General features: G+C 58.9%; 12 protein-coding genes. 7 read left to right on the top strand and 5 right to left on the bottom strand.

Going from position 1 to position 12,163, the window contains the following annotated elements:
• Nucleotides 1-72: 72 nt before the first annotated feature.
• From ACVWXD_RS04810 to ACVWXD_RS04800, 3 genes are all read right to left on the bottom strand, one after another.
• Complete coding sequence (locus tag ACVWXD_RS04810) at nucleotides 73-1,422, bottom strand: hypothetical protein (RefSeq protein ID WP_457370731.1); 1,350 nt, start codon at nucleotides 1,420-1,422, stop codon at nucleotides 73-75.
• An 826-nt stretch (nucleotides 1,423-2,248) separates the two neighbouring features.
• The gene (locus tag ACVWXD_RS04805; protein ID WP_260366390.1) at nucleotides 2,249-3,415 is read right to left on the bottom strand and encodes a hypothetical protein; all 1,167 of its coding nucleotides are present in this window, start codon (nucleotides 3,413-3,415) and stop codon (nucleotides 2,249-2,251) included.
• A 286-nt stretch (nucleotides 3,416-3,701) separates the two neighbouring features.
• Nucleotides 3,702-4,205, bottom strand: a complete 504-nt coding sequence (locus ACVWXD_RS04800) for a hypothetical protein (RefSeq protein WP_457370730.1) — start codon at nucleotides 4,203-4,205, stop codon at nucleotides 3,702-3,704.
• A gap of 216 nt (nucleotides 4,206-4,421) precedes the next feature.
• On the opposite strand from ACVWXD_RS04800, the gene ACVWXD_RS04795 reads away from it, so the two are divergent.
• The 3 genes from ACVWXD_RS04795 to ACVWXD_RS04785 all read left to right on the top strand — a co-directional run bounded on the left by ACVWXD_RS04795 (nucleotide 4,422) and on the right by ACVWXD_RS04785 (nucleotide 7,100).
• On the top strand, nucleotides 4,422-5,462 hold the full coding sequence (locus ACVWXD_RS04795) for an alpha/beta hydrolase family protein (RefSeq protein ID WP_457370729.1): 1,041 nt from the start codon (nucleotides 4,422-4,424) through the stop codon (nucleotides 5,460-5,462).
• 189 nt (nucleotides 5,463-5,651) lie between these two features.
• Nucleotides 5,652-6,878 carry an MFS transporter gene (locus ACVWXD_RS04790; protein ID WP_457370728.1) on the top strand — a complete coding sequence of 409 codons (1,227 nt, stop codon included), beginning with the start codon at nucleotides 5,652-5,654 and terminating at the stop codon, nucleotides 6,876-6,878.
• Nucleotides 6,879-6,938: 60 nt separating this feature from the next.
• A complete protein-coding gene (locus ACVWXD_RS04785; protein WP_081797666.1) occupies nucleotides 6,939-7,100 on the top strand; it encodes a DUF2986 domain-containing protein in 162 nt (53 codons plus the stop codon).
• A 1-nt stretch (nucleotide 7,101) separates the two neighbouring features.
• Here the strand turns inward: ACVWXD_RS04785 and ACVWXD_RS04780 are convergent, their stop codons facing one another.
• Complete coding sequence (locus ACVWXD_RS04780) at nucleotides 7,102-8,313, bottom strand: YeeE/YedE family protein (RefSeq protein WP_095185511.1); 1,212 nt, start codon at nucleotides 8,311-8,313, stop codon at nucleotides 7,102-7,104.
• A gap of 245 nt (nucleotides 8,314-8,558) precedes the next feature.
• Between ACVWXD_RS04780 and ACVWXD_RS04775 the strand changes: the two genes are divergently transcribed.
• The 4 genes from ACVWXD_RS04775 (at nucleotide 8,559) to ACVWXD_RS04760 (ending at nucleotide 11,244) form a co-directional block, all read left to right on the top strand.
• Nucleotides 8,559-9,776: an MFS transporter gene (locus tag ACVWXD_RS04775; RefSeq protein WP_032885918.1), complete on the top strand. Its 1,218-nt coding sequence runs from the start codon at nucleotides 8,559-8,561 to the stop codon at nucleotides 9,774-9,776.
• 76 nt (nucleotides 9,777-9,852) lie between these two features.
• Nucleotides 9,853-10,128 (top strand): metal/formaldehyde-sensitive transcriptional repressor, encoded by a 276-nt coding sequence (locus ACVWXD_RS04770; RefSeq protein ID WP_032885919.1) that lies wholly within the window; start codon nucleotides 9,853-9,855, stop codon nucleotides 10,126-10,128.
• Complete coding sequence (gene dmeF, locus ACVWXD_RS04765; RefSeq protein WP_457370727.1) at nucleotides 10,125-11,030, top strand: CDF family Co(II)/Ni(II) efflux transporter DmeF; 906 nt, start codon at nucleotides 10,125-10,127, stop codon at nucleotides 11,028-11,030. The genes ACVWXD_RS04770 and dmeF overlap by 4 nt, the downstream gene beginning before the upstream one ends.
• Before the next feature lie 34 nt (nucleotides 11,031-11,064).
• A complete protein-coding gene (locus ACVWXD_RS04760) occupies nucleotides 11,065-11,244 on the top strand; it encodes a DUF1289 domain-containing protein (RefSeq protein WP_032885921.1) in 180 nt (59 codons plus the stop codon).
• Nucleotides 11,245-11,253: 9 nt separating this feature from the next.
• Here the strand turns inward: ACVWXD_RS04760 and ACVWXD_RS04755 are convergent, their stop codons facing one another.
• Nucleotides 11,254-12,051, bottom strand: a complete 798-nt coding sequence (locus ACVWXD_RS04755; RefSeq protein ID WP_457370726.1) for a DNA/RNA non-specific endonuclease — start codon at nucleotides 12,049-12,051, stop codon at nucleotides 11,254-11,256.
• Nucleotides 12,052-12,163: the final 112 nt, after the last annotated feature.

Genomic DNA, 12,163 nt, shown 5'->3' with positions numbered 1-12,163 from the left:
TCAGCTTTGGAATCTCATTGAGGCATGAGGACTGTGCGGTGCCTTAGGGCATCGCTTATCAAGTCCTCATAATTATTGGTTTTTCATCAGCATGAAAAAATGGCCGGGCCAGATTCTTCGCATGGCGAATGCCTCACGGTCACCGGCAACAAAGTCCGGGAAGTAGCGTTTGGGCGATTGGCGAATAATGTCGTCCAAGACTGAGCGTTGTGATGTCTGACTGTCGAAAGAGGCGACCGGCTTGCTTATCCGGCCAGTGGTTTTGTCCAGTGTGTAGCCTTCTGCCTTGCCGTGTTCGGTGAGGGTCCAAACGCCGTTGACGTTATCCGTGAGTGCCTTGAAGGGCGGTAGCCTGACGTCCTTGTTGGTGGTTTGGACAATATGGTCCTCGTACCTGACTTTGTGGTAGGTGGCGAACTGGCTGGCGAGTGGGGGCTGATCAGCCCCTTCATTAGAGAATTTTTTTACCATCTTCTCCAGGAACGGTATGCCACCAATGTTTGTAAACGCACCTTGGGCCGGGTCCAGAATGTGTCGCAAGAAACCCTGGTCGATACGGGTGCTGTTGATCGCCGAACCCTCCAGGACGCTTGACGCGATTGCGGCGTCCTCTGGCTTGAAATCGAACGTCACCTGATACCCTTCCCCGTCATAGCGAACGTTACTCCCCCCGAATTGAAGGCCGTCGCTGTAATGACGATAGGTACCGAGTGCTATGGCCACGTGATCTACAAAACGCAGGTCAGCACCCTCCGCTGCTGCGTAAGCGTACATATCCGAGATCAAGGCACGATCCTCAGGGTTGAGGAAATCGGCGTGGTTTTGAGTGCCGTTATAGACGGTGGCAGGTGGCTTGGCGACCGGCGGTTCACCCCCCCCGTACAAACGCGAAATCAGGTGATCACGCCCATTTGCAGGTTGCAGTTTCGGGTTGGCAGCCATTGGGGTTGCGGTTGCTTGCAACTCTTCCCACGCTGAACGTCGCTCATTGAGCGTGAAGGCACCGCCAACGTCGCTAGCAATCAGGCTGAGCTGATCGCGCGCAAGCCCTTTGAAAGGGTTGCTGTCAGTGCCATCGACGAAGCCGTTGGCCTGCCGGGCCCGAGCCAGGAGTTCCGGGTTATCGGTATTGGGAAGCGCTGCACCGTGTTGTTTTTTGTTGGCAATGTAGTTATCGCCGGTAATCGAGTGGAACGGGTTTTCGCTCTCCGAGCCCGCGCGTTTTTCAGCACGCGCTGCCGCTTCGCTCAACTGGTGAGCCAGGATTGAGACGGTGCTGTTGGTAACTTCACCGTTCGAAGTTGACGCGGCAATGGGCTCTTCTTTATCTGACGAAACCGCAAACACGGGCTCGGCGTTGGAAGTACTACTTGTTGCCATACGATTAGTGGCTGACGACGCATGAAGATTAATAGATATCATGGATCACTCTTCCTAAATAGGAGGACAGCGCCGCTGCCACATCATTAATATCATTGTTTTCCATGTAAAAGAGCCAAAAAACCAAACGGACAAAATAATTTTCAGTTGATTAATAGCTATATTTTAATACGACTGAATCGACGCCAGCAGGACGCGTATAGCGAGGTGTGCCCCCGTATACATCATGATAGATTCTAACTCGCGAGCCATTACCAAACGACTGAGTGTTAAAATCCTGCACTGTGCCAGACGAACGCGGAGTGATTCTCCTGCAATCCTCTTGAGAGCTGAAGGGCCTTGAATAGCAAAGCCTCACATCCTCCCTGATGCTGTCAGGGTAAAACGTTGTACTCCATTGAATTTCCACTAACTGTTTGGGATCAATGAGCGTTCCTGGGGGAAAGTCCGAGCTAACAACACTGAAACTCGCAAACCCTACACCCGGATGAGTATCGGAATTGGATAACACCAACACGGGACTGGGGTCCCCAGACTTTGAAATAGACCTTTCCTCCGCAACGACCACCCCACTGGCCAATACCAGCAGAGCAGTAACAAGGGCACGCACAGGCTTGTTTGCATTTACGGAGCAACGAATCACTATCGAGCTACTCATAATCGCCACCATCACTTGAGGAGTTAATACGTAAGAGCCCAATGGATCCAGCTGTAAGAATCTCACTTCTACCATTGCACGATTCATTAACCGTAGAAACCCACGCACTTCCTAAAACAATGAAGGACAGCTCTGTAATACTAATAAGTAGGAATACGCAGGTATTTTCCTAATCCCGCATGCCCGCTATTTAATTTGGACTTTGTAAGGCTACTCAGGCGAGTCAAGCAGGCTGAACAGATTGTTCATCCAGATCGCTCGCTTGGCGGGCGGATCGTCGCTGTCGGCAAGGGCATCCATAAGGGAGCGACTCTGCGCGGAACCAACAGAGGTTTCCAGGATGAAGCCCTGCTGAGCTTCATCCTCTGGAGGCATTGTTGGTCGGTGCAGCTTGCCGGTAGCGGTGTCCAGCGTGTAGCCAGCGGACTTACCCAGTTCGGTCAAGCTCCACACGCCATTAACGTTGGTGGCAACTACCTTTGAGGGCGGCAGTTTGGTGTCCGTGTTCGTCGTGACCAGGACGTTGTCCTTGTTTTCGATCCGGTTGAAGGTGGCGAATTCGCTGCCGAGCGCGGCTTGTGAAGCACCTTCAGCAGAGAACTTGAGCACCATCTGTTCAAGGAACGGTATTCCGCCGATGTTGGAGAGAGATCCGTAGTCCGGGTTCAGAATATGCCTTAAGAAGCCTGGGTCGATACGGGTGCTGTTGATGGCCGAACCATTAAGAATGCGCGAGGCAATAGCCGCGTCCTGCTCCTTGAAGTGGAAGGTGATGCGATAACCCTCCGAGGTATAGCCATTGTTGTGGCTCAGCTGCTGACCGCCGTCGCTGAGATGTCGATAATGGCCGAGCTGCCAGGCCAAGTCATCGACGAAGGCCAGATCAGCACCTTCAGCCTGCGCGTAAGCGTACATCTGCGAGATCACGGCACGATCATCGCGGTTGAGGAAATGATAAGAGCTCTGAGTTAGGTTGTAGGAGGTCAATGGTGGCTGGGCCACCGGCGGCTCGTAGTTGCCGAACACGCGAGCGACCATCAGAGCATGGCCGTCAATCGATGCCTGACTCGCGCTGCTCGCCTGGGCGGGTGCCGTAGATTCCATCTCTTGCCATGCGGCACGGCGTTCGTTGGTGGTGAATGCGCCGCTGTCGTCATGGGCGATCAGGATCAACTGATCACGTCCCAAGCCCTTGAAGGGGTTGCTGTCGGAACCGTTGATGAAGGCGGTTGCCTGTCGGGCGCGGGCCAGGAGCTCTGGAAGATCGGTGTCTGGGACCTCGGCGTCATGCTGCGCTTTATCCGTGAGGTAGCTGTCGCCGATGATCGAGTCCGGCGGATCGGCGGGTGCCTCTGCGGTGCGGGTGTCGGCGCGCACTGAGGCTTCGCTCAACTGACGAGCCAAAACCGATACGGTGTGGGGCGCACTATCAGTGTGTGTAGCGGTAGATGCACCAGCCGTGTCTGCCGTTGTCTGCATTGCTGGCGAGGTTGCGGCATTAACCGGACTGCTAGCCAAGCGATTGTTAGGCACTGAGGAATAAGCGTGGATAGTTGCCATGAGAATTCACCCTGTAGAGGCGGCTAAAATTTGACCAACTGCACGTTTTTATTTATCAAAGCAGAGGTCACCGTAATAAGTGACCCTTGCACGGTATTACGAGTTAGTACCTATATCGAAAAGTCACTGTATCAACGCCAGCAGGACGACTGTAGGGTGGTGTGCCACCTAAGACATAATGCTTGATGACAACACGTGATTCGTGATTGAAACTCTGGGCATTAAATTCATAGATAACGCCAGATGAGTTAGGAGCGATATCCACGCAATTAGGTTGAGAACTATAGGGGCGAAAGTAACAGAGTTCGACCTTTGAATTGGCACTTTCAGGGTAGTACGTTGTACGCCACGCGATCTCTAGTAACTCTTTCGGATCAGGCAAAGTACCACTGGGAAAGTCCAACGAATTCGCGTAGAAATTGGCTAATCCAACACCCTCATTGGACAAAACCAGCACAGGACTTGGCGTATCATCTTTAGTGAAAGATCGCTCTTCAGCCAACGCCAAACTAGCAGACACAAACAGCAAGAGCGCAAACAAAACGAGCATGAACTTACGCACATTCAAACCAAGCATTAAAGTCAACATCCCGATTGGAATCTTCATAACCCTCACCTTATTAATCAACGGTAGGAAGTACGGCACTACCGTCGCACGCTTTTTTAACCGAAGTAAGATAGCAACGTCCTAAATTCACGAAAGAGCGATCTGTAATACTAATAAGTAGGAATACGTCGGTAACGTCCTAGTCCCGCCTCCCCTCTACCAAAACCGCTTGTTTCAGGTCATGCTTCGCCGCTCATTTCAAGGACGATAACAACAATGAAAACCGCTCTACGCGCCCTGTTCCTGATTTGCCTCACCGCTCCCGCCTTCGCCGCCGAAAACCTCGTCGGCTTCAAGACCACCACCCTGCCCGATGCGCAAAACAACCGACCACTCGAACTGGTCGTCTGGTACCCCGCTACCACCACCACCCAACCCAAGCTGATCGCCGACAACGCAGTCTTCATCGGCGCCCTCGCCGTACCCGATGCACCACCCGCCGGCGGCGAACATCCACTGGTCGTGCTCTCCCACGGCTACGGCGGTAATTGGGGTAAACAGACGTGGCTGGCCAGTGCGTTGGCCCATCAGGGCTATATCGTCGCGGCGGTCAACCACCCCGGCACCACCACCAAGGACCGCAGCCCGCAAGCAGCCGCGCAGTTATGGCAGCGCCCGGCGGACTTGAGCCGTGCTATCGATGCAGTGTTGGCTCAGCCCACGCAATTCGGCGCGGTGGCGAACAAACAGATCGCCGCTGTAGGCCATTCCCTCGGCGGCTGGACCGTGCTGGAAATCGCCGGTGCACGCTTCGATCCTGACCTGTTCGCCAAGGAGTGCAGCACCTATCCCAAGCTGGGCGGTTGCATTGGCTACCACGAGATGAATCCCGCTGCCACGCCAGAGGGCAAGGCCAAGCTGGCCGCTGACTTGAGCGACAAACGCGTCACCGCCATTGTGTCGTTGGACCTGGGCCTGTCGCGCGGCTTTACCGACGCCAGCCTCGCCGCATTGCCGGTGCCGGCGCTGGTGATTGCGGGGGGTGTGCCAACGGAAGATATGGCGCCTGAATTGGAGTCCGCCGATATGGTCCGGCGGATGGCAAAAGCTTCGACGCAGTATGTGGAGATCGCCGACGCTACCCACTTCAGCTTTATGTCGATCTGCAAGCCGGGGGCGATTGCGTTGATTGAAGAGAGCTCGCCGGGGGATGGCATGATTTGCCGGGATGGCGAAGGCGCTCGGGCGCGGGGAGTGATTCAGCAGCAGGTTGTGGGGCTGATTACTGGTTTTTTGAGTCGGTCGTTTCGGAACTGATTAAGGCGGAACACTCAACTCAAAGTGGTATGGATGGGAGCGGCCCAAGGTCCTCACATCGATACCACTGATGATTACTATCGAACCGCTCGCCTATAGGCCGACCAACGGCCCTTCCTATAATCGCTTCCCACTTCTTCTTCCCATGCGCCTGGCCTCAGGCGACATCCCCCCTTGGAACCCAGCATCATGCCAAGCGCCCTCCAGGCCCCCAGCGGCCTTCCCGAACATAATCAACAAAGTGTCAAACAGCAGTGGCTGGCGATTCTCTCGGTCGCGGTAGGTGCTTTTGCCCTGGTGACCAGTGAATTCCTGCCGGTGGGCGTGCTCAACGATGTCGCCACCGACCTCGGTATCAGTGCCGGCCACGCGGGTTTGATGGTGACGCTGCCCGGCATCATGGCCGCCCTCGCTGCACCGTTTCTGTCGGTGAGCATTGGCGCGATGGACCGTCGCTATCTGCTGATCGGCCTGACGTTGATCATGATCATCGCCAACTCGGTCGTGGCCTTTGCCAGCGACTTCAACCTGCTGCTGTTCGGCCGTGTATTGCTGGGCATCAGCATCGGCGGTTTCTGGGCCACGGCCATTGCCCTGAGCGGTCGCCTGGCGCCCAAGGGTGTGGGCGTAGCGAAGGCGACTTCGATCATCATGATGGGCGTGACCCTGGCCACCGTACTCGGCGTGCCCGTCGGCACCTGGCTCAGTGGCCTGATGGGCTGGCGCATGACGTTCCTGGTGACCGCGCTAGTGGGCATTCCAGTGCTGTTGGCGCAGATGTTCCTGCTGCCAAGACTCACGCCGGAGAAGGCCATTCGCATCAGTGATCTGCCGGCTTTATTTATCAACCCACAAGCGCGGGTCGGCTTGATCGCAGTGTTGCTGATCGGGCTGGCGCACTTTGCGGCTTACACCTATGTCGCGCCGTTCTTCAAACACAGCTCTGGCTTCGACGGGCCGACCATTGGTTCGCTGTTGCTGATGTATGGCGTCGCAGGCGTGATGGGCAATATTTTTGCCGGGTTCGCGGCTAACCGCAGCGTGCGCAATACCTTGCTGCTGGTGGCGTTGATGATCGGCACCAGCACCGCGCTGTTCCCGTACTTCGCCACCGGCATGACCGGCGCGGCGATGCTGATCGCGCTGTGGGGCTTTGCTTTTGGCGCCTTCCCGGCGTGCGCGAGTATCTGGATGTTTGTGGTGGCGCCCAAGGATGTCGAGCGCGGCATGCCGCTGTTCGTGGCGTTGTTCCAAGTGATCATTGCCCTGGGCTCGTTCTTTGGCGGGCAGATCGTCGACCAGATGGGCAGCGCGGTGCTGTTGAGCCTGGCCACGGCGCTGGTAGGTTGCGGTTTTGTGACGGTGCTGGTGTTGGGACGCAGGGTCAGCAACAGCTTGGCGGCGCAGCCTTGCTAGCCATTGGCTGCGATTTTTAAGCTGGTATCATCCGGGCACGTTTAACCCAGGTAGACACCCATGAATCGCCAGAAAAAACTGCAGCAGCTGTTCAAGGCCAAGGCCAAAAAGGCCAGCGCCAAATTGGCGCCCAAATCCAAGGACAGGTACATCAGCAAAGCAGAGCGGGAAAAGCTGGCGGCTGAAGCGGATCAGGCGCCAAGCGTTTCCCCGCAAGACTGACTCAGCAGCCGCTCAGCGCCACCTGACGGCGCTCGCCCACAAAGAAAAATGGCCGCAGGCGCACGCCTACGCTGTTACCGATAAACGCCGCCACCAGCCACACCCAGCCATGCAGGCTGCCCGAGGCGATGCCGCTGAAGTACGCGCCGATGTTGCAGCCGTACGCCAGGCGCGAACCGTAACCGAGCAGCAGGCCGCCGATCACCGCAGCGATCAACGAGCGGGCCGGGATCTTCAGGCTGGGGGCGAAACGCCCAGCCAGGCCGGCGGCCAACAGCGCACCAAGGACGATGCCGATGTCCATGACGCTGGTGATGTCCTCCCACACCGGCGCCGCCAGGGCCTTGGCATTGCCCGGCATCTGCCAGAACGCCCAAGCGCTTACGTCCACACCCAAACCGCTCGCCACCTTGGCGCCCCACAGGGCGAACGCCGAAGTGATGCCCCACGGCCGCCCGGCCAGTGCGAGGGTGGCGTAGTTGAGCAACGCCAAACCAATCGCGCCCCACACCAATGGCCATGGCCCACGCAGGAAGCGGCGCAAGCCCTGATGTTCGCTGGTCACGCCTTCTTCAAGCTGGCCGTGGCGGCGCTTCTCCAGACGCACGGTGACGGCCGCGATAAGCGCAAACATCGCCAGGCTGGCGAGCAACGCGGGCACTACGCCGAAGCTCTTGACGATGGACACCGCCGGGAACGCCGGCAACGCAAACCACCAGTCCACATGGTGTGTGGCGATCAGCGAGCCGCAGATAAAGAACAACAACGTCACCAGCATCCGCGCATTACCGCCGCCCACGGTGAACAGCGTGCCCGAAGCACAGCCGCCACCCAACTGCATGCCGATGCCGAAAATAAACGCACCAAACACCACCGACACCCCGGCCGGCGCCACCAGCCCGACCACTGGCTGCCCGAACAACGTGCCCGCCCCCAGCGCCGGGAAAAACAGCAGCACTGCCAGCGCGAGCATCACCATCTGCGCCCGCAAGCCAGCGCCACGGCGCTCATTGATGAACACGCGCCAAGCGGAGGTGAAGCCGAAGGCAGCGTGGTAAAGGGTCAAGCCCAGTGCGGCGCCGACCACCAGCAACAGCACCTGGCGCGAACCGACGCTGTTTTGCAGGAACAAGGCGCCCAGCACCAGGATGACAAAGGCCACCAACGGCGCGACTGGCTTGCGCGCGGGGGTGATAGGGAGAGAGGTGCTCATGGGGTATCTCGGTTTGTTTGAAGGGGGGGATTGCGAACGGGCGAGTATAGCCTGTGGGAGTTGTGGAGCTTTAGCTAGGCTGCGATAGCGGAGTGTCAGGCAACGTAGAGGTTGGCAATGCCGCCGCTATCGCAGCCTCGCCAGGGCTCGACAACTCCCACATTGACCGTCACTGTGGCTGAGTACTGCGCCGGCAGCGCCTGTTCAAATCACCTCGTCCTGTTTGAGGAGTCACGAATACCGCTATGAGTTTCCTCGGCACCTTCCGCTCCCTGCGCAGCCCCAACTACCGCATCTGGGCCGCCGGGGCGTTGGTCTCTAATGTCGGCACCTGGATGCAGCGCACCGCGCAGGACTGGCTGGTGCTGACCCAGTTGACCCCGCACAACGCTGCGGCGGTTGGCATCGTGATGTCGTTGCAGTTCGGGCCGCAGTTGCTGTTGCTGCCATGGACCGGCTTTGCCGCCGACCACTACGACCAGCGCAAATTGCTGATGGTCACTCAGGCGCTCATGGGTCTGCTGGCGCTGACGTTGGGGGTGTTCACCGTCACCGGGTTTGTCGAACTGTGGCACGTGTATGTGTTCGCGTTTTTGTCCGGCTGCGCGTCGGCGTTCGATGCGCCGGTGCGGCAGGTTTTCGTCGCGGAACTGGTGGCCGAGAAGGATTTGTCCAACGCCATCGCACTCAATTCCACGTCGTTCAATATGGCGCGCATGATCGGCCCGGCCGTGGCGGGCCTGACCATCGCCTCGGTGGGCACCGGCTGGGCATTCCTGCTCAATGGCAGCAGTTTCTTTGCGGTGCTGGTTTCGCTTTTTTTCCTACGGGTGTCGGGACAGCACGCCAAAGTGCGGGCACTGCGCACCAAGGGCAGCCTGACCGAGGGGCTGCGCTATGTGTGGGCACGGCCGGACTTGAAGGCGATCCTGCTGATGTTGTTTCTGATCGGCACCTTCGGCATGAACTTCCCGATTTTTATCTCGACCATGGCGGTAACTGCGTTCCATACCGATGCGCGCGCCTTTGGCCTGCTTTCCTCGACGCTGGCCATCGGCACCATTGCCGGCGCCCTGCTGGCCGCCGGACGCGAGCGGCCACAGTTCAAGTCGTTGCTCAACGGTGCGGCGATCTTCGGCATTGGCTGCACGCTGGCGGCCCTGGCGCCGAACTATTGGTTGTTCGCCGTGGCGCTGGTGATCATCGGCGTCGGTGCCATGACCTTCAGCAACACCACCAACAGCCTGATGCAACTCACCACCGAACCCGCCATGCGCGGCCGAGTGATTGCCCTGCGCGTCGGCGTGGCCTTGGGCGGCACACCGATCGGTGCGCCTATCGTCGGCTGGGTCGCGGACCACCTGGGCCCGCGCTGGGCACTGGGTGTCGGCGCGTTGTCGGGCATCCTGGCAGTGGGTGTGGCGGTCTACACCCTGCGTCATCGGTTGGATCGGCCCAAGTAACCCTCGCTTCGGCGTCCTTGTATAGGGGGGTGGGGTATGACACCATCCGCCCCACTATAGGTAGGGGGGGTATATCGTGAGCCATATCGCAGCCAACAAAGACAGCCTGATAAAACGGGTTAAACGCATCGCCGGGCAGATTCAGGCGGTGGAAAAAGCCCTGGAGTCGGACGCTGACTGCGCCAAGACCCTGCACTTGGTGGCCGCTACGCGCGGCGCCATCAACGGCTTGATGGAAGAGATCATCGAAGAGCACGCCAGGGCGCACGTGGCGGATCCCTCCCTCAGCGAGGAAGAACGCAACAAGGGTGTCGAAGAACTGCTCGAAGCCATCCGGCGTTACGCCAAATGACGCTCATGACAAACCACGCCCACGAGCATGTGTTCCTCGGTGCTGCCCACGAAGAGAACGCCAGGCGCACCCTGTGGGTGGTGATGCTGACAGTGGTGATGATGGTGGCGGAAATTGCAGCCGGCTACCTCACCGGCTCCATGGCCTTGCTGGCTGATGGTTTTCATATGGCGACCCATGCCGGTGCCTTGGGCATTGCCGCCGCAGCCTATGCCTATGCCAAACGCCACGCGCGCAGCCCGCGCTACAGCTTCGGCACCGGCAAAGTGGGCGACCTGGGTGGCTTCGCCTCGGCGCTGATCCTGGCGCTGGTGGCCCTGGGCATTGGCGTCGAGTCGGTGATCCGCCTGCTTGAACCCACCGCGGTGCAGTTCGGTACCGCGACCCTGATTGCCATCGTGGGCCTGGTGGTGAACATCGTCAGTGCGCTGTTGCTGGGGCACGGCCACAGCCACGAGCATGACCACGAGCACCATCACCACAGCAACGACAACAACCTGAAATCCGCCTATGTGCATGTGCTCGCCGATGCGCTGACCTCCGTCCTCGCCATTGCGGCGCTATTGGCCGGGCGTTACCTGGGCTGGGTGTGGCTTGACCCGGTGATGGGTATCGTCGGCGCCATCGTGATTGCGCGTTGGGCCTGGAGCCTGATGGGCGTAACCGCCGGCGTGCTGCTGGATCAAACCGATGAGCACGTCGCCGCCGAAATCCGCGAGCGGGTCGAGCAACCCGGCGACGCCAGGATTACCGACCTGCACGTGTGGCGCGTCGGCCCCGACGCCCACGCGGCGATTGTGAGCGTGGTCGGCCAGGCGAGCACGGATGCCGACAGCATTCGCGAGCGCCTCAAGCCGGTGCATGAAGTGAGCCACCTCACCGTTGAGTTTCGTTTGGCGTGAGTGCGCCCCCTTTACCCCATCTCCAGGTGACCTCTTGGCTAAAGACATCGAAAACCCCTGCGTCTCCACCTGTCAGCTCAGCGGCGACCTGTGCGTCAGCTGTGGACGCAGCAAGGACGACATCCGCAAGTGGAAACGCATGAAACGCCCCGAGAAAATGGCCGCGGTGCAACGTGCAACCCAACGCTTGAAGGCGTTGAAAAAGGCTAAGTAAGCCGCGTATTCAGGAGCGCCCAATCGACCCCGACACCGGAAGATTACCCAGCAGTTTGAGCCCGGTGCTTTTCACGAAGGTGTCGTAGTCCATCGGCTTCTGGATGCGCGTTTCAGCGTTGGGCAGCACGTAGGCCCAGGCGCGCTGGCTGGAGGCGTCGTACACCAGCTTGAACAGGCGCGTCGGCACCCAGACCTTGTTGTCGCCGATGGTGCTGTAACCCTGGTCAAACAGCGGCCCGGTAAACACATACACATCACCGCCGGCGCGCTTGGCAAACTTGCGCACGTCCGCCTCGACCTTGCTCCAAATCTTGCGGTTGTTGGTGGGGTCTTGGGGCACCATGTTCGACAGCGCAAACGACTGCGCCATGGCGCGGGCGTTGGGAGCATCGGCGGCCGGAGCCTGGTGGCCGCGGTCAACGGCCGGGTGCTGGCTGCGGTAGTCGCTCAGCTCCGCGCGGCCGCCTTTTGGAATGCGCGGGTCGGCATAGAACTGGTTGGTGCGCTCCTCGCCTTTGGCATCTTTCAACTGCGCAGCGTTCAGGCGTTCGACCACCACCAACGGGGTCTTGCTGGTCTGTGAGTAGAGCACCGCAAACGTCTCGGAACACAGCGCCAGGGGTTTCATCGACGCCGGAACGGTGGCTGTCTTAATTGGGGCGGCGGCAGGGAAGAGATCGGCACAGCCATCGAATGAGGCGCGTTGTTCGGTGGGGGTGTAGGGGTTTACCAGACTGCGGGCATCTACAGCGGTAGAAAACAAAACAAGGGCCGACAGCCCGACAGCGATACTGCGTAGGTACATGCTTTAAATCTTATGGTGAGGGTAACGGAGAAGCGCGAATGTTCGTGCGGGGCTTATGGACCCTGATTCGTCTGTTTGGTGCCGCGAGACTCACGGATAAGGTTGAACCTCT

This window comes from Pseudomonas sp. TE3911, assembly GCF_054062775.1.
The sequence above is the reverse complement of the archived record's forward strand: the minus strand, read 5'-3'. Positions and strand labels throughout refer to the sequence as shown.

Excerpts from the sequence above, each read along its gene's own strand:
- ACVWXD_RS04785 (WP_081797666.1), top strand. The coding sequence starts at position 6,939 with ATGAATCGCCAGAAAAAACTGCAGCAGCTGTTCAAGGCCAAGGCCAAA.
- ACVWXD_RS04790 (WP_457370728.1), top strand. The coding sequence starts at position 5,652 with ATGCCAAGCGCCCTCCAGGCCCCCAGCGGCCTTCCCGAACATAATCAA.
- ACVWXD_RS04795 (WP_457370729.1), top strand. The coding sequence starts at position 4,422 with ATGAAAACCGCTCTACGCGCCCTGTTCCTGATTTGCCTCACCGCTCCC.
- ACVWXD_RS04755 (WP_457370726.1), bottom strand. The coding sequence starts at position 12,051 with ATGTACCTACGCAGTATCGCTGTCGGGCTGTCGGCCCTTGTTTTGTTT.
- ACVWXD_RS04800 (WP_457370730.1), bottom strand. The coding sequence starts at position 4,205 with ATGAAGATTCCAATCGGGATGTTGACTTTAATGCTTGGTTTGAATGTG.
- dmeF (WP_457370727.1), top strand. The coding sequence starts at position 10,125 with ATGACGCTCATGACAAACCACGCCCACGAGCATGTGTTCCTCGGTGCT.
- ACVWXD_RS04780 (WP_095185511.1), bottom strand. The coding sequence starts at position 8,313 with ATGAGCACCTCTCTCCCTATCACCCCCGCGCGCAAGCCAGTCGCGCCG.
- ACVWXD_RS04775 (WP_032885918.1), top strand. The coding sequence starts at position 8,559 with ATGAGTTTCCTCGGCACCTTCCGCTCCCTGCGCAGCCCCAACTACCGC.
- ACVWXD_RS04810 (WP_457370731.1), bottom strand. The coding sequence starts at position 1,422 with ATGATATCTATTAATCTTCATGCGTCGTCAGCCACTAATCGTATGGCA.